The sequence below is a fragment of the Lactobacillus johnsonii ATCC 33200 genome, from assembly GCF_000159355.1.
GTDB lineage: Bacteria > Bacillota > Bacilli > Lactobacillales > Lactobacillaceae > Lactobacillus > Lactobacillus johnsonii.
Genome location: NZ_GG670121.1, coordinates 365661 through 385712, shown reverse-complemented (window position 1 = coordinate 385712; position 20052 = coordinate 365661). Strand labels below are relative to the sequence as shown.

Sequence of the window (20052 nt, the reverse complement as noted above, 5' to 3'; positions counted from 1 at the left end):
ATTAAAACAGAATAAAATCAAAGGGGACTGATTGAGATGGCAACAGCTACATTAAAAAATTATTTATTAAGTTTAATGCAAAATAATCAAGCTAGTGAAGTAGAGCTTCGAACCCAGAATTTTTTGTCCTACCGTCTTTATTTAGAGGGGATGCATTATGACTTTATTGAATATCAGTCCGGAAGCAGTCAAGTGCTATATTGTCTTACTGGTAAATGCGAGGTAAAGATAGGAACGCAAAGCTTTTCTTTAACAAGTGGAAACATCTTATTAATTGAAAAAGATAGCGCTTATGCAATCAAGCTTAGTGACAAGAATACAGTAATTATAAAATTTAAGCTGAGTAGCGATTTTTCATGGGAAGAGCAAATAGAAAACGTAACAATTGATACTCCCACTGAAGAGAAAATAAGTACCCTATTTTTAAAGAATTTATCTCAGGATAAAGCCTTTTTATTTACAACAACGTCAGTAATGTGGAGTAGCCAAAGTATCAGAGAGATAGTGCAAGATGATCTTAATCATGCGGCATTTAATAGCACAATTGGATTAGAGTTACTTAAAGTAGTGATTTTGCGCAATTTACGTGAGCAGAACTTTAAATTGAGTGAAAGAAGAGAAAATAAGTTTAAGGATGAAACCTTAGATCAGTACATTGACCAGCACTATAATGACATTACGCTAGCAGAAGCGGCTGAATATTTTGGATTTAATCGAAATTACTTCTCTACAATGGTAAAAGAAAAAACTGGTAAGAGCTTTGTTGAACATGTTGACGATCGGCGTATGAGAGAGGCTAGAAGACTGCTCGCTAAGCCAAATGTATCGTTAAAAGAAATAATCGAAACTATTGGTTATTCAAGTAAGTCATTTTTCTATAAAAAATTTAAGCATTATTATGGAATGACACCAGCAGAAATGAGAAAGAGATTATTTAGAGAAGCTCATATTAATTTGAAATAGGTATATAAAAAGGGATGCAAGTGCATCCCTTTTTATATACCTATTTTTTAATCTCTTAATTCGATCCGCAGTAGGCGGGTGAGTATCAAAGAGTGAGCTTAACCCACGATTATGAAGTGGATTTTCAATGTAGAGCCCAGCACTTGATGGATCTGGATCTTTCATTGGCTCACTGTTAGAAATCTTCTCTAAAGCTGAAATTAGGCCTTGTGGATTCCTAGTAAGTTCTACTGAGCCCGCATCAGCCAGGTATTCTCGATTACGAGACAGAGCCATTTGGGCAAGTGGTCCTAAAATTAGGGTAAAAACAATTGCTACTACCTTAAAATTTGCTTCTAAAGGACTTGAGTCTCGGTCATCGCGGTCTGAATTGCCACCCCACCACCAAATGCGAGAGGCGAAGTTAGAAATAAAAGAAATTACTGCTGCTAGTGCAACTCCAATAGTTGAAACTAAGATATCATAATTTCTAATATGAGAAATTTCATGGCTAATTCTATTTAATCGTTCTCGTAAGCCAGTTGTAACGGCAACGTAGCTATGCTTAGGATCTCGTCCAGTCGCAAAAGCATTCGGGCTCGGATCATCGATAATAAAGACTCTTGGCATCGGAACCTGTCCAGCCAGAGCCATATCTTCAACAATGTGCCAAAGTTCTGGATCGTCTTCTTCATGAATCTCTCGCCCATGATTCATACTCATCACTAGGTTTCCAGGATTTTGAAGAACAATAAAAAGATAAATTAAACTACCAATAAGAGCAATAGCAATTCCGGAAAATGGTTCGCCATTAATTAAGTATCCTAACCCACCACAAACAAGAGCTAGAATAATAACGAATATAACAAGCAAAAATGCTGTTTTACGCTTATTGCGTGCTATTTGTTGATAGAGCATTAATTAACCTAAAATTTGACTTGAGGAACTGCCTTTTCTTCAGTTGGTGTTTGAAGATAGTCCATTTTCTTAAAGCCATGCATCTTAGCTACTAAGTTAGATGGGAAAGTTAGTAACTTCTCATTAAACATAGCAACTGTTGAGTTATAAAGTTGACGTGAGTAGGCAATCTTATTTTCAGTATTAGTAAGTTCTTCTTGAAGTGCTAAGAAGTTTTGGTTGGCTTTTAAGTCAGGATAATTTTCAGCTAAAGCAAAAATACTCTTCAACGAATCAGTAATTTGATTAGAAAGTTTATTAGCTTCTTCGTGATCAGAAGCTGGAAGGTTTACTAATTGGTTTCTTAATGAAACTACTTTTTCTAAAGTGCCGCTTTCGTGCTTAGCATAACCCTTAACTGTTTCAACTAAGTTAGGAATTAAGTCATTACGACGCTTCAATTGAACATCAATTTGGCTCCAAGCTTCATCGGCATGCACCTTAGCTTTTTGTAAGCCGTTATAGATGCCAATATAAATAGCTACCAATAAAATTAAAATAATGATAATAATCCAGGTTAAACTCATAAACTGAATCCTTTCTCTATATCTTAAATATTAAGCTAAAAATGTTAGGAATATTGTACCAAATAACAGAAAATTAGAACGTAAAAAAGCACAGTTTTGTGCTTTTTTACGATATCTAAATAACAAAGTCTAAGACGATCCAGCCAAGGATTGTCAAAATAATTAAACCAGTAAATTCGAGAACTGAAAATACCCAGAAGAATTTGCGCTTTGATACTGTTCCGTTTTCAACGAAACTTTTGAAAACAAGCATGTTAGCCATTGATCCAACAAGTGAACCAAATCCTCCAATATTTGAACCCAAGAATAAGGCTTCAGCATAATTAGTAAATTTACCAATTAGGATGGTTGAAGGAACATTAGAAATAAACTGACTTGAAATGATTGAAGTTAAGAAGACAGAATGTTCAGAGAACATGGTCTTTGAAATAAGTGTAACGATAAATGGTATCTGCTGGATATCACTAATAAAAATAAAGAAGCATGTGAAAGTTAAGAGTAAAGCATAATCCACATGTAACATAATTGAAGGATTAATAATAAGAGCCAAAATTACGGCAACAATTGCTGGAACATATGCTGGAACAATATTAAAAACACCAAAGAAGAAGAAAATTGAAACAGCAATAGTCAAAACCATCGGTCTGACACTAATCCTAATATCTTCTAAAGGTACTGTAGGAATCGGTTTATCTTTAACAAAAAAGATGAACAATAAAACGATAATTAAACTGACCAGCAATAATGGAAGTGACCAACTAAAAAATTTAAGTGGTGAAACGTTATAGCGATTAACTACAAAAATATTGTGAGGATTACCCCATGGGGTAAAAGCAGCTCCAATATTTGCTCCCATCCCAATTAAGGTGACAGGCAGTATTTCAGGTAAATTGTGGCGTTTAGCAATTGTTAAATACAATGGTATAAGAGTTAAAACAGTTATATCATTAGTTAAGAACATTGCGGATACAATTGATAAGATTGTAAAAATTGCAGTTAATCTTCTTGTACTTCTAGCGCTAGCTGTGAGTTTATAAGCTAATACATCCAAAACGTGTAAGTAAGAAAAAATTTGGATAATAGTTAGCATCGCTAAAATTGAGTATAGTGTGTGGAAGTTAATATCTTCAATCCGTGGTCGGGCGAAGAATAAGCTTATGATCGTTATGACAACCGTAATTTGTAAAATACGGTCTTTAGCAATATTTTTGATGACGGTCATTAATGTCCCCTCTTAAAATTAAATCAACACTACTATTTTGAACTCTTTAGCGTAAGTTCGCAACGCTTTTTTCGGATTAAACTTTCCTATTAATATTATTTTGAGCATTTTATTAGGTGAAGAAGAAAGAAAAGTGCTATATTTAAGTTAGTAGATAACATAGGAGGAATAGACTATGCTTGATTCGAAAAATATTGAACTAAAAATAAAAGATGGTGCTAAAAAGGCTTTAGAAAAGAAGATTAAACCGGGACAAGTTGTTTTATTAGCCTTAAATGATGGCTCAAATGGTTATTCTAAATTAGGTGGGACTTGTACAATCGGTGCTAATTTTCAGCTTGTTTTATTAGATCATGAGGATCCGGATTTTTCTATTAAAATTAAAAATAATATGGACTTAGATATGTATACATCTGATAAAGAATTAGCATTTTTAGAGGATGGATTAGTCCTTAACGCTCGTGATGCTGTTCTATCTTTATCTTCAAATGAAGGGATTATTGATGGCGGAGTTACCATTTCTGAATTTAAAGGTGAAAAATTATCTGCAGATGAGATGAAAAAATTAGGTGGAAAGATCTGCTAGGTATTGAAGTGACGTGCTTCTTCGTGGTATGATAATAAAAGATTTTCGAAAATTTTATTTGAGAGGAAGTATAGATCTATGCGTAAAGGTGAAAACTACAACACAGGTGTTACACCAAACTTAAGACCTAAGAACAAGAAGAATTCTAAGGCTCGTGTTAAGAGAGCTGCTGAAGTAGTTGCTTTCTTAAACAAAGCTGCTAAAGACGAAAACAAGTAATTAAATTTACTACTCAAAAAAAGGAGAGACGCTATTTAGCGTCTCTCCTTTTTTTGTATCATTATATAAATCGAAATTAATATAATAACATTTCATTATATTTGAAATTATATTTGAAATTATATTACTATATAAATAGCCTTATAGAGGACAAAGTAATAAAGCATAGGATATAAATTTTAAAATGAATAACATTTCGATAAAAGGGCTAGAATTAAAAGCAATTTTCGCCCTTATTTTGCTGTCTCTTTTTTTAGGAGTAGCAGATAATGTTTTTTGGGGAGTTGCGATGCTTCTGGTATTAGGCGCACTTGTTGGCCTAATTTTGTCAAATATTGTTAGTACGTGGCTTATTTTAATTTTAACTGCATTGGGAATCAGTGGCTTAACCCTTGGCTATGTGAGATTAGATATTTATGCTAAGACAATGTTATTGCTTTCGTTTCCAATAGAAGCCTATCTAGCGAGTCAGTTGAGAGAATGCATTTTTAGGTGGAGTATCTATAAGAAAAATGAAGCTAGTGTTTATCGCTATATTACCCACTACGATCAAAATGTAAAACTGCAAACGACCTATAACGCACAGAAGCTATACCAGAAGATAAGTAGAATATTAAGAGAGAAAAGTTATTTACCTTTGTGGGATGACTTTACCATCATTAAATGGGAGCATGAGCAACAGTTTGCTCAGTTCAATTTAGAAGAGCACAGTCAAATTTTGAAACAAATAGCTAAAGTGCTTAAAAAGAGCAGATTAGTTGAAGAGAATTTATATTACCTGGGAAATGGTGAATTTTTAATTATTTCTAATACAGTTGCACCTGGAACTTTGATGGTTTTGAATGATGAATTAAAAGCAGAACTTCGAGCTTTAAAATATGAAGACTATCACCCAGCATTTAAAATGGCTACTCAGCATATTGTTGAGGAAGATTTGATATTATACCCAGATCTTGATGCAATTCTTAAACATTTAAAACGAAAACTTGAAACAGATTTAGTTGTTGAATATTTAAAGGGAGCAGAAGCATGATAGACGTTTTCTTTATTTTGGCGATTTTAGTTACATTAATATTTTTAATTGCACTTTTTGCTATGATTTATAGTGTTTGGACGATTTATCATCAAACTGAACATACAGTCCTTCATTTAGGAAAGAATCATCATGTTAAATAATGTTTTAGCATTTTCAACTTTAGTATCTATTTGGTTTTCTCTTTTAGCGTCACTAGTAACGCTTTATGGTGCGATTCGTTTTTGGATTGAACATAGTAAAAAGATTGTTTCTATTACCCCTCTAAAACGCTATCCTACGATTACGATTGTAGTACCAGCCCATAATGAAGAGCTTGTAATTGCTAAAACGACAAAAGGAATCCTTGATTTAAACTATCCTGCTTCAAAAATAGAAGTACTTTTATATGCGGATAATTGTCAAGATAAGACAGCTGCGGAGATGCGGAAGGCAGTTGATATGCCTGAATATAGGTATCGAAACGTACAGATTATTGAAAGACAGGGTTCGGGAGGAAAAGCTGGGGTTTTGAATGATGCCTTAGAAATAGCTCAAGGAGAATATATCTGTGTCTATGATGCAGATGCATTACCAGAACAAAATGCCTTATATTTTTTAGTTAAAAAAGTTTTAGAAAATCCAAGTCGCTACATGGCCACCTTTGGAAGAAATAAAACACGTAATGCAAAGCAAAACTTTTTAACTAGATGTATCAATCAAGAAGTTATTGTCTCTCAACGTATTCAACATGTTTGGGTCTGGAATTTATTTAAAATTGGACGAATTCCAGGAACAAATTTCATCATTAATACCGAGTATGTAAGAAGTATTGGTGGTTGGCAACAGGGTGCTTTAACTGAGGATACAGAAATTTCTTTTCGGATTATGGAAGATGGATACTTGATTGCTTTGGCTTATAATTCAGAAGCGTTTGAACAAGAGCCTGAGCACTTACGTGATTATTATTATCAACGATTGCGCTGGGCAAAAGGTAACTATCAAGTTGTGATAAATAATTTTAAGCATTTATTTGATAGGAGTAATTGGCGGGTTAAATTAGAAACATTTTATTTAACCTGTATTTTCTTTTGGTTTAACTTAGCGGTTGTTCTTTCCGATATTATCTTCTTCGTAGATTTAGGATGTGTAGTAGCAAGATTTTTAAATCCTAAGATACCAATTATTTTCGCAATGGATTCCAATCTCTTACTGATGCAACTTTTATTAATTAATTGGTTACTGATGATTCTTTTATATGTAACTCAAATCAATCTGGCTTTAGCTACACAGTATGGACAAGCCACTAGTGATCAAATTTGGTTAGCATTGGGTTCGTATTTTACCTATTCACAGTTATTTATTGCTATTTCTATCCAAGCAGTTTGTTCAGTTATCGGGGATAAAATTTTTAAACGAGACAGTAGTAAATGGGTAAAAACAAAGAGATTTGCAGATTAGGGATAGGGCATGAGAGTTAAAAATTTAATCTTGATTTTAGGTGTGATAGTAGCTTATTTAGGAATTATTGTATATGTAAGGATGAGCAATGATCGCACGATAGAAAAAAGATACTATCAGGTTTGGCGAGAGGATTATATAAAAAATCAAAGTGAAAATGAGCAGTATGTTAACGCAGCTGGAAAAAATAAGACACCGTTTGCCTTGTCTGAAGCACAGGGATATGGAATGTTACTAGCTGTAAAGGCAGGACAGAAGCACTTAGGAAGCCAAACTGATTTTCAAAAATTGGATAATTATTATTTAAGGCATCGATTGTCTAATTCAAACTTAATGAGCTGGAGACAAGAAAATAAAAAGGGAAGCTTACAGGATAATCCAGTGAGCGCAAGTGACGGCGACATGATGATTGCCCAAGCATTGCTTGAAGCTGATAAAGTTTGGCCAGGACATGGATATAAAGCTCAAGCTTTTAAACTAATCAGTGATATCAAAAAGTTAGAAAGCAATCGTTCGGCTAAAATAATTACTGTAGGAAATTGGGCAAATAAGAAATCACATTTTTATAATGTAATGAGAACATCGGATGTAATGCCAGAAGCATTTGAAGAATTTTATCAAGCAACTGGAGACCACAGCTGGATAGAAATAAAATCACAGATGCTGACTTATTTACAACAGCTTAGCAGCCAACATAAAACAGGACTAGTTCCGGATTTTGCTTGGATTTCAAGGCAAAAACAGGCGTCTCCTGCTAAGGCTAATGATGTAGCAACCAAAGATGATGGTAATTACAGCGCCAATGCCTGCAGAGTTCCGATGCTCTTAGCAGCAAGTAATGATAAAGAAGCCAATAATATCGTAAAGAAAATGCTGAAGTTTTTTAAGCAAAAAGAAGAAATATCGAGTGGGTTTACCTTGAGTGGAAAACCCCTATATCCATATGAGTCTGCGAGCTTTAGTGCACCGATCTTTGTAGCCGCAAGTAAGTATCAAAATGAAGGATATGGTACTTTGGTAGAACATGAAAAGTATATTTTTTCAAGACCGCTTCCTGCTAATAATTACTACGATGCAACATTGATTGTTTTAGCTGCTTTAAATACAAATGAGTTGACGGGATTAGAGAAATAGAGAAAGATTAAGGTGTTAAATCTTTCTCTATTTTTGATTTGCAAGAGTAGAGTGGTTTTGCTATGATAGTAGAAATTTTAGACATTTTTATATTTCTGGAAGGGGTAAGTTTTTATGGGATTAAATGCGTATATTCAAGGTTTTAATAGTTTAGAGTCGATTGACCGTGCACCAGGATATTTTAAATATCAACACCATTCTGTAGCTGATCATAGCTTTAGAACAGCAGAACTTGCTCAAATGATGGGAGATATCGAAGAAGTCATTGGTAAGCAAAAAGTAAATTGGAAAGCTCTTTATGAAAAGAGTCTTAACCATGATTATACTGAACGTTTTATTGGTGATATCAAGACACCGGTTAAGTATGCAACTCCACAATTACGTAAGATGATTGGTGATGTTGAAGAAACCATGACTGCTAAATTTATTAAGGATGAAATTCCAAAAGAATTTCAAAAAATTTATACAAAACGCCTATCTGAAGGAAAAGATGATACTTTAGAAGGTAAGATCTTATCTATTTGTGATAAGTTGGATTTACTTTATGAAGCTTATGGTGAAATTGAATTAGGAAATCCAAATCCTGTGTTCATGCAGATGTTTAAAGAAAGTCTTGAAACTATTAAAAAGTTTGATGATTTAACTTGTGTTCAATATTTTATTAAGAAAATTTTGCCAGATTTATTTAAGGGCGATTTTGCCGGTAAAGATAAAATGCAAAGAATTGCATTTAGTATTTTGTTAATGGGGGAAGAATAGGTTGAAATTACAGTGTGCATCCTGTGGTTTACGACTTGATAGTCTTCATTTTAAGCAAGAAGGGTTAATGAACCCTAAGTTGACAAGTATTTGTGATATTTGTTTAACAAGAAATTTGGATGCAGAGAACTATGAAAATCCGGTAGTTGAAAGTATTTCCCAGGTAATGCTTTATAGCTTTGTAGGAAAAAAAAATAATGGTCAGATTAAGCCGGATTCTTTAAAGCATTATCTTGTAGACAATAATAATAGACGACAGTATGAGTCGCTCATTCAAGATTATGATGGCAATGAAGTTGCTTTGCAACAAATTTCACGTCGTGAGTTTAATTTAGCAATTATTAAGAGTGAAGATAATGAAATAGACTATGTTCCTGAGAATAATGTTGATTTTGCAGTAAATATGAAAAAGATGGGGATTGAAGTTGACTTTTCTTTAAATGAAGTTGACTTTGTAGATCGAGAACGAATTCGGCATAAGTATAATTATCGCTGTCAGTATTGCGGCCGACGGGGAACGAGTGTAGATCACAAAGATCCCGTTTCTTTATCACATGATAATTCCTTTGATAATTTAATTTTATCGTGTAGTGAATGCAATAAGATTAAATCGAATATGCCATATCAATTATTTGTTAAATTGAACGATCAATTAACTATCGTAAATAAAAAGTTAGTTAAGTATGAAGATGCTTTAGCTAATTTGAAGGAAGAGTTTCAAGCTGCTAAAAGAGACTTGGCTGGCAAGGTTCATTTAAAAGGAATTGTGAATGATCCGGAATTAAATGCAATTCGGAAGCAAAATAAAAAATTACAGGACGCGATTGATAGTTTGCAAAGTGACTATGGTGCCTTGCGTAATGAACGCAAAACATACTTTGATATTGGTTGGAAATTAGAAAAAGAGCGAGAAAATAGCGAAATTATTTAATTCTAATAAATACAAAAGGCTAGTATAACACTGATAGTGGAATACTAGCCTTTCTAGATGATTAAAGTATTTTTTGAGAGCTTAATTAGTACTATTAAGTTTCCGGTAGCTGAAGTAGAATTGAAGACAAGCTAAAACTACGTTAAGCCAATTTAGCCATAAGAAACAATCAGTTAATCCACCGGAGTGAGCACCAGTACCTTAGTAAACCCAAAAACCAATAATCACTGCTGCTACATTAATCCAGGCAAAGGATTTTTGATATGATTGTTTGTTTAATACAAACCACATCCAAATAACATTTATAATAAACCAGATTACTAAAACCCAAAATACAAAATCAAACATTATGTATTTTCCTTTCTTTTACATTTAATAAAGTTTCAATTAGTATATTGGAACTTTTCGCTCTTTTCGGGAATAGTATGGATCGTAGAAATCATGATTTCAATAATTTATGCTTTGCTAAAAGGCTAAAGCTGAAAATAAATAGGTAGATAATAATATACCAATAAAAAGGCTGATATCTCAATGCTTATAACAAAGAGTATCAGCCTTTTTAAATTTATAGGGTAAAAGCAAATTCTGTATTATTTTGCTTAAAGTTCATTATTTCTGAAGTTACGTAGGAACTTCTTAGTCTTTTCTTCTTGGGGATCGTTAAAGATCTGTTGTGGTGTTCCTTGTTCAGTAATAACCCCATCACTCATGAAGACAACTTGATCAGATACATCACGAGCGAATCCCATTTCGTGAGTAACAATCACCATTGTTAGTCCAGTCTTAGCTAGTAGTTGCATGGTGTTAAGTACTTCACCAACCATTTCTGGGTCAAGGGCACTAGTAGGTTCATCAAAGAGCAGAACTTCTGGATCCATAGAAATTGCCCGAGCAATTGCTACACGTTGTTGTTGACCACCAGATAACTGTTGAGGTTTTGCAGTAAGAAATGGATCCATTCCAACTTTCTTCAAGTTTTCAATAGCAACTTTTTTAGCTTCTTCTTTGGAGCGACCAAGAACCATTTCTTGGCCAATCATGCAGTTTTGGAGGACATTCTTATTGTTAAACAAGTTAAATTGCTGAAATACCATTCCGACCTTAGACCGGAAGGTATTACGATTAAAATGAGGATCAAGAATGTTTTCTCCATGGAAGAGAATTTTTCCACTACTTGGTTCTTCAAGAAGATTAATACATCTTAACATGGTTGATTTACCGCCACCAGATGGACCAATAATGGTCATTACTTCTCCTTTGTTAATATTAAAAGAAATATCTTTTAATACTGTATGATCACCATATTTCTTTTGTAAATGTTGTACTTGTAAAATGTTTTCTTCGTTATTATTGTTCATGTTCAAATCCAGTCTCCTTTGGATCTTCTACTTGTAATTGGTTAGCCATTAAGTTGTAGTTCTTTGGACCTTCAAGTTTTCTTTCAATAAAATTAAATACTCTAGTAATTGAGAATGTCAAGATTAAGTAGATCATTGAAATAATGAAGTAAGTTTGGAAGAATTCGAAGGTTTGACTGGCAACGGTTGTACCAACAAAGAACAATTCTGAAACTGAAATAATACTTAATACTGAAGTATCCTTAATGTTAACAATAAATTCATTAGTAATTGATGGTAGAGAGTTTCTAATTGCTTGAGGTAAAATAATGTGCCACATCTGTTGAGAGTGGGTCATACCAAGAGCAGAAGCTGCTTCAAATTGTCCCTTAGGAGTTGCATTAATACCACCGCGAATAACTTCAGCTAGGTAAGCACCTGTGTTAATTGAAACAATAACTAAGGCAGCTACGGTACGGTTTAAGTTAAGGTGCCATAGTTGAGCAATTCCGTAGTAAATAACAGCTGCTTGAACCATCATAGGAGTTCCACGGAATACTTCGATATAAACTGCTAAAAGCCAGTTAACAATTTTTAAGCCCCATCTTTTACCAGTAGACTTAGGAGTTGGGATAGTTCTAACAATACCAACAAGTAAACCAATGAAGAAACCAGCAATAGTACCAACTAGGGCTAAAAGAAGAGTCATTCCAACACCGCCAAGGATCATTGAACCATAGCGACGCATAATTGACATAAACCAATTTTCTTTCTTACTGCCACCTGTTTGAGGTTGTTCCTTAACAGCTTGGGCCATTAATTGGTCACGCTTTTTATTAGAAATACCTTTTAAGATACTGTTAACTTGATCTAATAATTCAGTGTTACCTTTCTTAACACCAATTGAAGTAATTGAGTCATCATGATCAACTTTAAATCCTTGCATCTTGTTAAGGTTAACGGCAACAATGTTAGGGTTAACAGTCTTGTAACTTTGATATTCAATATCTTCAGCAACATAACCGTCAATAGTACCTGATTGTAAACTTTGACGCATTGCAGAAAAGCTTCTCATTGCAGGTTCACGCTTAGCACCATGTAATTGCTTGATTAAGTCGTAGTGAAGAGTACCTTGTTGAGCAGTTAATTTAGCTCCCTTAAAGTCATTTAAGCCTTTTGCTTGAGCAAATTTCCCATCTTTGTTGGTAATTACTACGAAAGTACTTTTTCTATAAGGTTCAGAGAAATTGATAGCCTTTCTACGTTCAGCAGTAGGAGACATACCAGCGATAATTAAATCAATCTTTCCAGAAGTTAAGGCTGGTAATAAGCCATCCCATTCGGTTTTTTCTACTACTACTTTACGATGAAGCTTTTTACCAATGATTTTTGCAATTTGGACATCATATCCGTTTGCATATTGCTTAGATCCATCAATTGGAACCGCACCATTTGCATCAGTTGTTTGAGTCCAATTGTATGGTGGATAGTTAGCTTCCATACCGATTTTTAGGGGTGCTTCTTTTTTAGCCGCTTCGGTTTGAGTAGAATTAAAGCTAAAACCGATAACTAAACTTAAAATTAGGGCTAATAAAGCACCAAACCATCTTATTTTTGACTTCACTTTGAAATACCTCCAAAAATTATTTCAAATAAAGCCAATACAATAAAAGCGTAAATAAAAAGCCTCGTTGTTTGCCAAAAACAACGAGGTTTGAAAATCATCAGTAATTAAACCAAATCATATAGCGCTCCCTGGGGACGACCAGGACAGTATGTAAGATATTCTCTTACATCCCAACAAATTAACTTCACGAAAGAAAATTTGTTTCGGCGGTAATCCTAAAATATACTCTCACTGTATTCGCGTACTCAAGTAGATTCTGTGATTATCGCAACCTCTATTGCATTGGGGATTTATTTAACTGATGAAAAGATTAAACGATTTTTAATCTTTTGTCAAATAAATCCGTGATTTTTTTTGATGTCTTTTTTCTTAATGTCTGAAACATAAGGATTACCGCTAACGATGAATCTTAATTTCTTCTGAGCCCATTCAGGATCTGATTGATTAATTCCTACTCTTGGAAGGGCAACAATTTCTTCTATTTCGCGTTTGTGATCGATATCAATATCAAAAGGCGAATCAGCCAAATCAACCAAATCCCATTTACGACTAGTAATCCCTAAGGCTTGCATCATTTTTCCAGGTCCATTAGTCAAAAGCGGCCCCGTTTTACCGCTACGGTTTTTAATCATCGTGTCAATTCCTGTTAGAGGATCGATAGCTCTGATTAATACTCCTTGCGGTTCACCTTCTTCTTGACAAGAAACGTCAAAGAAAAAATATTGCCTTTGGGAATAGATATATAAACTGCCACCCGGACGATATAAGCCCTCATTTGCAGGACTACGTCTGCCACCATAAGAATGAGCAGCTCGGTCTTTTACACCGACATAAGCTTCTGCTTCAACAATAGTACCAGATAAAATTTCTTTTCCGTTATTGTAAGACAAGGATCTACCTAGTAGGTCTTTACTGATTTCACTTGTAGAACGATTAGTGAAAAATTCTGTGTAATTCATATCAATTTTTCTTTCTAAAAAAGTTGTACACTCATATTTGAAGGAAAATACTAGCAGAGAGTGAGGAATGTAACCATGAATGAAATAAAGGTAGTTAGAATATATGACCATGAACAACCAGCTGGTTATCGAATTTTAGTAGATCGATTATGGCCTAGAGGAATGAGCAAGGTAAAGGCTCATTTGGATGAATGGGATAAAGAAATTGGGCCGACTAATGAATTGAGAAAATGGTTCAATCACGAAGATAATAAATATCCTGAATTCAAGTCTAAGTATATAGCGCAATTGAAAGCTAATCCAGCAACAGCAGCTTTTATTAAAGACGTAAAAGAAAAACTAGCCAAAGAAAATGTTCTTTTCCTATATGGAGCTAAAAATAAAAAGTACAACCAAGCAGTTGTACTTAAGGAATTTATTGATCAACAATTAAGTTAAGGCATTTTCTTGCCATGTACATTTTGTCGTACATAGTGAAAAATAATTGTTAAAATAACCGTGCCAAATACAATACCAGCAAAGATTGCATCAGGTAATTTGAAGTTTAATGGTGGTAATGAAATAAGCAATTTAATCGCAATAATTGAGATTAAGACATAGGCCATAGTTTGAAGCTCTGGAATAATTTCCATTAACTTAATAATAATTTCGGCTACGCCACGCATGCATAAAATTCCAATCATTCCACCAACCAGAACTACTACTGGATTATTTGACATGGCTAAGGCAGCTAAAACCGAATCAATTGAGAAAACAATATCCATTGACTCAATTGAGATTACAGTTCTCCAAAATAAGGAAAGATGGTGCTTTCTTTTTTTGGAGTTCTTTTTCTTATGATTTTCTTTCTTAGCCTCTTCTTTTTTAGCAACTAGTTCAGGGTGCCGAACGTCATAGAAGTACTTGTAAACTAAGTAAAGTAAATATAAGCCCCCTAATAACTTAATTTCCCAGAAATTAATTAAGTAAGTACCAATTCCGATTACAATGAAACGAAATAAATAGGCTCCCCATAAACCATAAACTAGGGATTTTCTTTGTTCATCTTTAGTAGGCAATACCTGTGTTTGAGCGGCTAAGACAACGGCATTATCAACGGAAAGTAAGCATTCCATCAAAATTAGGGTAAAAATCATCATCCAATCTTGACCACTAGTTAAGACGTGAGCCCAATTATTAGTATCAAAAAAAGGTTGATAAAGTTTAATTAGCTGCATTTAAATAGCCTTCTTCGAGATTTATTAAACGTTGTTTTTCTTTCTCTCCCATTCTATAACTTCCTACCTTATCTGGAGCTAAAACGACACGATGACTTGGGATAAAAATTAAAGATGGGTTTAAAGCTACTGCATGGGCAACTGATCGAACTGAAGTAGAACCATTGATGGAAGCTGCTAAGTCACGATAGGAAATAGTAGTCCCATATGGAATATTTTCAATCGTTTTTACAATCTTATTTTGAAATGGCGTCCCAAAACTTGAATAATCAATTGGAACAGTAAAAGAACGGCGCTTGCCAGCAAAGTATTCTTTTAATTGTTGAACATAAGGAGCAAGTTTTTTTGAGTCTTGAATCAAAATATGATTAGGATAGAATACCAAAATGGATGCTTCAATGTTACTATTCTTTGATCCAACAAATGCTAATCCCAAGTTGCTAAAGACTAGTTTATAGATCCATGGTTTAATTTCAACAAAATCATAATAGAAAACTTTTGCTTGGGCAAGTGGCATTTAATCCTAACCTTTCTTTTAATTGATATATTAACTGTACCTTATATTGTACAACAAAAAATAACATAAGGAGGAGGGAAACAAATTAAATAAAATGTTAGTTAAAATAATAGTAGTTATATATATAATTTGTCAAATACTTTTTCAGCATTAGAAATAATTGTGGAAACGTCTTTGGGAGCTGGTACGGGAGTGTTGTTGACTACCCAAATTTTGGCATTAGCTTGCCGATAGGCGAGAAGTTGGGCAAAAGGATAAACAACAAAACTTGTTCCAGCAATAATAACTAAATCGCTATCATGAATCTTTTCAACAGATTTTGTGAGAATTTTTTCGTTAATTGGTTCACCGTATAAAACAATCCCGGGACGAATAATTCCCTGATCTTTTTCATGAAGATATGATTTTTTGTAGTTGTCATATGAAATTTTTTCATGACATTTAGTACAGTAGATATTATAAAGATCACCGTGAAATTCTATGACGTGTTTATTGCCAGCTTTTTTATCTAAACCATCTACATTTTGAGTAATTAAAGTTCCATTTTTATTGCAACTAGCAGCAATTTTTTGATGAATAATATTAGGTTTTGCATCTGGAAAATACATATTTCCCATTACGAAGTGATGGAATTTAGCTGGTTGATGAAAAAGAGTTTCTTCACTTAAAATTTGTTCTGGGCTTTCCGAAATCCCATTGTAAATTCCATTTTTTGAACGATAGTCAGGGATATGCGACGGAGTTGAAACGCCTGCACCCGTTAAGTAGGTAATATGATGAGCTGCATTAAGATCAGCTTGAAGTGCAGCAATTTGCTTATCTACATTCATAATTAAAACCTCCTACTATTATTAATTTTCAGCTAAGTCAATTATAGAATGCTGAGAGAAAAAGTGGTATTTGTTATAATTAAAGTAAGATTTTTAACGTTAATAAATACTTTTAGAAGGAAAATTATGTCACTTTTATATATTTCTTTTGATATTTTGCTGATTGGCTATATTTTTTATAGCTGGTATTGGCAAGCAAACATTGATTATAAGGCCCGCTTTAGAAGTTCCTCAGTTATCTGGGCTCTAATTTTTTTACTAATCGGTTTTTATTTAGATTATTTCACTGATCCAACAGTTCTTATGAATGTTTTTATTGCTACATTTTTACTAATGAGCATAATTGATGGTGTTAGTGGGCTAGCTAAGAAGCGTCTAGTTGTAAGTGGATATTTTAAGCGAACAGTTAAGTATAGCGATATTGCTCACGTTACATTAATTACAGTTCCCAATCCTAAAAAGCCAACTGTAATGGCCATCTTTCAAACTAATAATCGTCAGGCTTACTATCTTAGATTCTCACAGCAGGTTAGTGATGTGATTGTTAATATCAGAAAATATCTCGGCTCAAATGTTGGAATAGAAGTCCAATCAATGATGTAAAGTTAATAAAAAAGGGTAGATCTCTAAGTACTCATATTGCGAGTAGGGAGGATCTATCCTTTTTATTTTATAGAATGGGAGAAAGTAATCTAGAAAAAGCTTGTTTAAATCGAAGATAACGCGACCAGTTATCGGTAATTTCTAAAGTCAATTCTGTACATTTAGCTAAATCTTTTTCAAAAATATGATTTAATTCCCGGGTAATATTTTTATCGTAGAAGACTGCATCAGTCTCAAAGTTTAAGCTATATGACCGAAAGTCTTGATTCATTGATCCAACTGCAGCAAAGCGATCATCAACCATGACGGTTTTTGCGTGAATAAAACCATTGTCATAAACGTAGATCTTTATTCCTTCATGGAGCAGGTAATTTGCGTACCACTGTGTAGCGCGGTAAATAAAGGGATGATCAGGCATTGAAGGAATCATGATACGCACGTCAACGCCTGAATGAGCCGCAATAACCCAAGTGGCAATCATTGAATCGTCTGGAACAAGATAGGGTGTTTGAATCCAGAGTGTTTTTCTAGCCATCATCATCATTCTAATCATGCCATTACGTAAATATGGCGTAGAAGTATCAGGACCATCTGAAACAATTTGAGTTGCAACATCATCTTCTGTTAGCTGATTTTCTTCAATTTTTGGAAATAGTTTTTCATTAAATGAAATTGTCTGATTTTTATCAGTAATTGAAGCATTCCAATCCATTACAAAACGCTCTTGCAGGAGGAGAGAGGCAGAGCCCACTATTCTAAGATGAGTGTCACGCCAGTAACCAAATTTTTTGCTTTTGCTGACATATTGGTCGCCGACATTAAAGCCGCCCGTCCAAGATATTCGCCCATCTATAACGACAATTTTACGGTGAAGGTGATAATTCATCCGATACTTTTTAATCATGTTTTGAGCTGTGATAAAGGCTACAACTTCACCGCCCAAATCAGTTAAAGGTTTAAACCAAGTCTTTGAAGCTCCAGGAGAACCCCAAGGATCATATATAAGTCTTACCTTAACACCTTCGCGAGCTTTTTTGATTAATAAATTAAGAAATTTATTACCTAAATCATCATTCATGAAGGAATAATATTCAACATTAACTGTTTCTTGAGCTTGTTCGATGTCTTTAAAAAGAGCTTCAAACTTCTTTTCGCCATCAGTATAAAAACTAATTTTGTTGTTTTTAGAAAGGGGGGAATCGTGTTTAAAGTTAAAGTAATCAATTAAAATTTTGGCTTCTTTAGAAGTGTCTGTTGATCCAGTGGATTTAGGAACACGTGGGATCATCTTATTTACTTTGTTTAAACCAATATGTTTTTGATTGTTAATGGCAAAAAGATTTTCTTGTGATAATCCACGTCCAATAAAACCATATAAAATAAAGCCTAAAATTGGAAAAATTAGTAAAATAATTAACCATGCCCAAGAGGTAGCGACAGATCTTTTTCGGTGGAATACAACATAGAAGGCTAAGATTGTGTTGACAGCCCAAAGAAGTGCCCAAAATTCATTCGAAAAAATAGGTATTCCTCCCAACTAATTAATTATTATCGTTGTTATGGCCTCCAAAAATGAGTAGAAGTCTAAACAATTGTAACATGCTTGTTAAAACGGCTGCGACATATGTTAAAGCTGCTGCAAATAAGACTTTACGGGCCATTGGCATTTCTTGTGGGGATAAAATAGCCCCATTATTTAGCATCCGCAAAGCACGATGAGAAGCATTAAATTCAACCGGTAATGTTACTACTTGGAAAAGCAGAACTAAGGCAAAGCACCAAATACCAATTTTAATTAGGGTTTGGTTCATTCCTAAGACTAATCCTAAAAGAATTAGTGGCATTGATAAATTGGAACCAAGAGAAACAATTGGCACTAATGCAGAACGCATTCTCATTGGGGCATAATCACTAGCGTCTTGCAAGGCATGGCCAACTTCGTGCGCTGCAACGCCAACCGCCGCAATTGAAGAGGAATTATAGACTGATTGTGAAAGACTTAGAACTTTATTGGTGGGATTGTAGTTATCAGTCAACTTGCCAGCAACTTCACGAATTTCTACTTCGTATAGACCAGCTTGATCAAGAATATAACGGGCAGCGGCTTTACCAGTATAGTTTCCTTGATTTCGAACTTGATCATAACGATTAAAAGTTGAATTAACATTCATTGAGGCCCAGCCTGAAATTGCTACACCTAGAATAATCATCCAAAAATATGGGTCATAAAAAAATGGAATATAGTACATAATTATTTTCTCTCTTTATAAAATTAATCACTTAACTTCAAAAATTTGTTAATAATATTAATTACAAAAGGATTATCGTGTAAAACACTGTGCTCAGCGGCATCTCCCCGCACTTCTACTTCTTGAAAGGTATGAGCAACAGGAGCGAGAATGTAGCGAATCGATTTAGCAGAAACAACAGAAATAAACCGATCCGTATTAGTTTCATCTAAAATATTTCCATAAATATTTAAAACTGAAATATTGGGGTTAAAACGTCTCTGATTAAAAAGCATCCCCATATAAGACAGACTCATTAAAATGGGTCGCCCTTTTTCATTAAGACGATTGACGTTAGGCAAATCACCCAAATACATTACTCCATCAAAAGGTCCTGCAATCAAGGCACAGTGATCTAGATGTGGAAAATTCTTTCTTAAGCTAGTTTTCATTTCCGCTTTGATTACTGAAGGAGCTCCTAAGGAATGGGCGACAGCACTATATTTTTTAAAATGATATCTTTTACTTAAATAAGAAAGTGCTGCTCGAAGATAATAAGAACTAGCATAAACACCAGCAATTCGATCCTTAAAAATAAGTTGCACAATGGGCTGCTTATCTGCTGTCCAAGTTCCTTCTAAGATGAAATTACCAAATGGATCAATTGTAGCTTTAAGAAACTTATCAGTGCCTTTTGCCTCACAGGCAGCTTGGACCATTTTATTTGTCGTATAATCTCCTCCGCGAAAACCATGCACATAAAAAACAGGTATCTGCTCCATTGTTGAATCTACTTCTTCAGTAGTAGAGCTGTCTTCAACTTTTCTTTTGTGCATCCGTAGGAGCCAGCGAGTAGGGGTAAAAGTAGCCATTAAACCTAAAACAGTCATTCGAGCAATGCTAGGTTCTTTGTTTTTATGCTTATTATTTTTTTCGACTTCTTCACTATATTTTTTCTGGATAAAAAACACTCTATTTCCTCCC

23 protein-coding genes, 1 pseudogene and 1 riboswitch are annotated in these 20052 nt (G+C 34.1%); of the genes and pseudogenes, 11 read left to right on the top strand and 13 right to left on the bottom strand.

The window, feature by feature from the left end:
• Positions 1-36 precede the first annotated feature (36 nt).
• Positions 37-963 carry a helix-turn-helix domain-containing protein gene (locus HMPREF0528_RS06960; protein ID WP_004896207.1) on the top strand — a complete coding sequence of 309 codons (927 nt, stop codon included), beginning with the start codon at positions 37-39 and terminating at the stop codon, positions 961-963.
• On the opposite strand, the gene htpX is transcribed toward HMPREF0528_RS06960, so the two are convergent.
• The 3 genes from htpX to HMPREF0528_RS06945 form a co-directional block, all read right to left on the bottom strand.
• Complete coding sequence (gene htpX, locus HMPREF0528_RS06955) at positions 931-1860, bottom strand: zinc metalloprotease HtpX (protein ID WP_004896204.1); 930 nt, start codon at positions 1858-1860, stop codon at positions 931-933. The genes HMPREF0528_RS06960 and htpX overlap by 33 nt on opposite strands.
• An 8-nt stretch (positions 1861-1868) precedes the next feature.
• Complete coding sequence (locus tag HMPREF0528_RS06950; protein WP_004896202.1) at positions 1869-2426, bottom strand: LemA family protein; 558 nt, start codon at positions 2424-2426, stop codon at positions 1869-1871.
• 115 nt (positions 2427-2541) lie between these two features.
• Positions 2542-3648, bottom strand: a complete 1107-nt coding sequence (locus tag HMPREF0528_RS06945; RefSeq protein WP_004896200.1) for an SLC13 family permease — start codon at positions 3646-3648, stop codon at positions 2542-2544.
• 175 nt (positions 3649-3823) lie between these two features.
• Between HMPREF0528_RS06945 and HMPREF0528_RS06940 the strand changes: the two genes are divergently transcribed.
• From HMPREF0528_RS06940 to HMPREF0528_RS06915, 8 genes are all read left to right on the top strand, one after another.
• On the top strand, positions 3824-4234 hold the full coding sequence (locus HMPREF0528_RS06940) for an iron-sulfur cluster biosynthesis family protein (RefSeq protein ID WP_004896198.1): 411 nt from the start codon (positions 3824-3826) through the stop codon (positions 4232-4234).
• A 78-nt stretch (positions 4235-4312) separates the two neighbouring features.
• Entirely contained in the window at positions 4313-4453 is a 141-nt protein-coding gene (locus HMPREF0528_RS09220) for a hypothetical protein (protein WP_003649666.1), read from the top strand.
• Positions 4454-4637: 184 nt separating this feature from the next.
• Positions 4638-5486 (top strand): hypothetical protein, encoded by an 849-nt coding sequence (locus HMPREF0528_RS06935; protein WP_004896193.1) that lies wholly within the window; start codon positions 4638-4640, stop codon positions 5484-5486.
• A complete protein-coding gene (locus HMPREF0528_RS09265) occupies positions 5483-5629 on the top strand; it encodes a hypothetical protein (RefSeq protein WP_004896191.1) in 147 nt (48 codons plus the stop codon). Before HMPREF0528_RS06935 ends, HMPREF0528_RS09265 begins: the two co-directional genes overlap by 4 nt.
• Complete coding sequence (locus tag HMPREF0528_RS06930; RefSeq protein WP_004896189.1) at positions 5619-6926, top strand: glycosyltransferase family 2 protein; 1308 nt, start codon at positions 5619-5621, stop codon at positions 6924-6926. The genes HMPREF0528_RS09265 and HMPREF0528_RS06930 overlap by 11 nt, the downstream gene beginning before the upstream one ends.
• A gap of 9 nt (positions 6927-6935) precedes the next feature.
• A complete protein-coding gene (locus HMPREF0528_RS06925; RefSeq protein ID WP_004896188.1) occupies positions 6936-8060 on the top strand; it encodes a glycosyl hydrolase family 8 in 1125 nt (374 codons plus the stop codon).
• A gap of 114 nt (positions 8061-8174) precedes the next feature.
• A complete protein-coding gene (locus tag HMPREF0528_RS06920; RefSeq protein ID WP_004896187.1) occupies positions 8175-8819 on the top strand; it encodes a YfbR-like 5'-deoxynucleotidase in 645 nt (214 codons plus the stop codon).
• Between the two features lies 1 nt (position 8820).
• Positions 8821-9750, top strand: a complete 930-nt coding sequence (locus HMPREF0528_RS06915; protein WP_034525299.1) for an HNH endonuclease signature motif containing protein — start codon at positions 8821-8823, stop codon at positions 9748-9750.
• 81 nt (positions 9751-9831) lie between these two features.
• Here HMPREF0528_RS06915 and HMPREF0528_RS09625 read toward each other — a convergent pair.
• The 4 genes and pseudogenes from HMPREF0528_RS09625 to HMPREF0528_RS06895 all read right to left on the bottom strand — a co-directional run bounded on the left by HMPREF0528_RS09625 (position 9832) and on the right by HMPREF0528_RS06895 (position 13673).
• Positions 9832-10098 (bottom strand): annotated as a pseudogene (locus tag HMPREF0528_RS09625) (hypothetical protein).
• Between the two features lie 251 nt (positions 10099-10349).
• On the bottom strand, positions 10350-11108 hold the full coding sequence (locus tag HMPREF0528_RS06905; RefSeq protein ID WP_004896178.1) for an amino acid ABC transporter ATP-binding protein: 759 nt from the start codon (positions 11106-11108) through the stop codon (positions 10350-10352).
• Positions 11098-12711: an ABC transporter permease subunit gene (locus tag HMPREF0528_RS06900; protein WP_004896177.1), complete on the bottom strand. Its 1614-nt coding sequence runs from the start codon at positions 12709-12711 to the stop codon at positions 11098-11100. Before HMPREF0528_RS06900 ends, HMPREF0528_RS06905 begins: the two co-directional genes overlap by 11 nt.
• A 114-nt stretch (positions 12712-12825) precedes the next feature.
• Positions 12826-12999: riboswitch (Lysine riboswitch) on the bottom strand.
• A gap of 47 nt (positions 13000-13046) precedes the next feature.
• Positions 13047-13673 carry a DNA-3-methyladenine glycosylase gene (locus HMPREF0528_RS06895; RefSeq protein ID WP_034525297.1) on the bottom strand — a complete coding sequence of 209 codons (627 nt, stop codon included), beginning with the start codon at positions 13671-13673 and terminating at the stop codon, positions 13047-13049.
• Positions 13674-13748: 75 nt separating this feature from the next.
• Between HMPREF0528_RS06895 and HMPREF0528_RS06890 the strand changes: the two genes are divergently transcribed.
• A complete protein-coding gene (locus HMPREF0528_RS06890) occupies positions 13749-14111 on the top strand; it encodes a DUF488 domain-containing protein (protein ID WP_004896175.1) in 363 nt (120 codons plus the stop codon).
• Here the strand turns inward: HMPREF0528_RS06890 and HMPREF0528_RS06885 are convergent.
• From HMPREF0528_RS06885 to HMPREF0528_RS06875, 3 genes are all read right to left on the bottom strand, one after another.
• Positions 14108-14890: a TerC family protein gene (locus HMPREF0528_RS06885; protein WP_004896174.1), complete on the bottom strand. Its 783-nt coding sequence runs from the start codon at positions 14888-14890 to the stop codon at positions 14108-14110. The genes HMPREF0528_RS06890 and HMPREF0528_RS06885 overlap by 4 nt on opposite strands.
• Positions 14877-15407: a methylated-DNA--[protein]-cysteine S-methyltransferase gene (locus tag HMPREF0528_RS06880; RefSeq protein WP_004896173.1), complete on the bottom strand. Its 531-nt coding sequence runs from the start codon at positions 15405-15407 to the stop codon at positions 14877-14879. Before HMPREF0528_RS06880 ends, HMPREF0528_RS06885 begins: the two co-directional genes overlap by 14 nt.
• A gap of 116 nt (positions 15408-15523) precedes the next feature.
• Positions 15524-16237 carry an NAD-dependent protein deacylase gene (locus tag HMPREF0528_RS06875; RefSeq protein WP_004896167.1) on the bottom strand — a complete coding sequence of 238 codons (714 nt, stop codon included), beginning with the start codon at positions 16235-16237 and terminating at the stop codon, positions 15524-15526.
• A 126-nt stretch (positions 16238-16363) separates the two neighbouring features.
• Here HMPREF0528_RS06875 and HMPREF0528_RS06870 point away from each other — a divergent pair, with 126 nt between their 5' ends.
• Positions 16364-16840, top strand: coding sequence for a hypothetical protein (locus HMPREF0528_RS06870; protein ID WP_004898523.1), 477 nt, complete (start codon positions 16364-16366; stop codon positions 16838-16840).
• 67 nt (positions 16841-16907) lie between these two features.
• Here the strand turns inward: HMPREF0528_RS06870 and cls are convergent, their stop codons facing one another.
• The 3 genes from cls to HMPREF0528_RS06855 are packed head-to-tail and all read right to left on the bottom strand — an operon-like array spanning position 16908 to position 20039.
• Positions 16908-18377 (bottom strand): cardiolipin synthase, encoded by a 1470-nt coding sequence (gene cls, locus HMPREF0528_RS06865; protein ID WP_004896161.1) that lies wholly within the window; start codon positions 18375-18377, stop codon positions 16908-16910.
• Between the two features lie 4 nt (positions 18378-18381).
• Entirely contained in the window at positions 18382-19089 is a 708-nt protein-coding gene (locus HMPREF0528_RS06860) for a zinc metallopeptidase (RefSeq protein WP_004896160.1), read from the bottom strand.
• A gap of 23 nt (positions 19090-19112) precedes the next feature.
• Positions 19113-20039, bottom strand: a complete 927-nt coding sequence (locus HMPREF0528_RS06855; protein WP_004896157.1) for an alpha/beta hydrolase — start codon at positions 20037-20039, stop codon at positions 19113-19115.
• Positions 20040-20052 lie beyond the last annotated feature (13 nt).

Excerpts from the sequence above, each read along its gene's own strand:
- HMPREF0528_RS06890 (WP_004896175.1), top strand. The coding sequence starts at position 13,749 with ATGAATGAAATAAAGGTAGTTAGAATATATGACCATGAACAACCAGCT.
- HMPREF0528_RS06895 (WP_034525297.1), bottom strand. The coding sequence starts at position 13,673 with ATGAATTACACAGAATTTTTCACTAATCGTTCTACAAGTGAAATCAGT.
- HMPREF0528_RS06945 (WP_004896200.1), bottom strand. The coding sequence starts at position 3,648 with ATGACCGTCATCAAAAATATTGCTAAAGACCGTATTTTACAAATTACG.
- HMPREF0528_RS06925 (WP_004896188.1), top strand. The coding sequence starts at position 6,936 with ATGAGAGTTAAAAATTTAATCTTGATTTTAGGTGTGATAGTAGCTTAT.
- HMPREF0528_RS06885 (WP_004896174.1), bottom strand. The coding sequence starts at position 14,890 with ATGCAGCTAATTAAACTTTATCAACCTTTTTTTGATACTAATAATTGG.
- HMPREF0528_RS06880 (WP_004896173.1), bottom strand. The coding sequence starts at position 15,407 with ATGCCACTTGCCCAAGCAAAAGTTTTCTATTATGATTTTGTTGAAATT.
- HMPREF0528_RS06930 (WP_004896189.1), top strand. The coding sequence starts at position 5,619 with ATGTTAAATAATGTTTTAGCATTTTCAACTTTAGTATCTATTTGGTTT.
- HMPREF0528_RS06950 (WP_004896202.1), bottom strand. The coding sequence starts at position 2,426 with ATGAGTTTAACCTGGATTATTATCATTATTTTAATTTTATTGGTAGCT.
- HMPREF0528_RS06960 (WP_004896207.1), top strand. The coding sequence starts at position 37 with ATGGCAACAGCTACATTAAAAAATTATTTATTAAGTTTAATGCAAAAT.
- HMPREF0528_RS06870 (WP_004898523.1), top strand. The coding sequence starts at position 16,364 with ATGTCACTTTTATATATTTCTTTTGATATTTTGCTGATTGGCTATATT.
- HMPREF0528_RS06860 (WP_004896160.1), bottom strand. The coding sequence starts at position 19,089 with ATGTACTATATTCCATTTTTTTATGACCCATATTTTTGGATGATTATT.
- HMPREF0528_RS09265 (WP_004896191.1), top strand. The coding sequence starts at position 5,483 with ATGATAGACGTTTTCTTTATTTTGGCGATTTTAGTTACATTAATATTT.
- htpX (WP_004896204.1), bottom strand. The coding sequence starts at position 1,860 with ATGCTCTATCAACAAATAGCACGCAATAAGCGTAAAACAGCATTTTTG.
- HMPREF0528_RS06940 (WP_004896198.1), top strand. The coding sequence starts at position 3,824 with ATGCTTGATTCGAAAAATATTGAACTAAAAATAAAAGATGGTGCTAAA.
- HMPREF0528_RS09220 (WP_003649666.1), top strand. The coding sequence starts at position 4,313 with ATGCGTAAAGGTGAAAACTACAACACAGGTGTTACACCAAACTTAAGA.
- HMPREF0528_RS06935 (WP_004896193.1), top strand. The coding sequence starts at position 4,638 with ATGAATAACATTTCGATAAAAGGGCTAGAATTAAAAGCAATTTTCGCC.
- HMPREF0528_RS06875 (WP_004896167.1), bottom strand. The coding sequence starts at position 16,237 with ATGAATGTAGATAAGCAAATTGCTGCACTTCAAGCTGATCTTAATGCA.
- HMPREF0528_RS06920 (WP_004896187.1), top strand. The coding sequence starts at position 8,175 with ATGGGATTAAATGCGTATATTCAAGGTTTTAATAGTTTAGAGTCGATT.
- HMPREF0528_RS06905 (WP_004896178.1), bottom strand. The coding sequence starts at position 11,108 with ATGAACAATAATAACGAAGAAAACATTTTACAAGTACAACATTTACAA.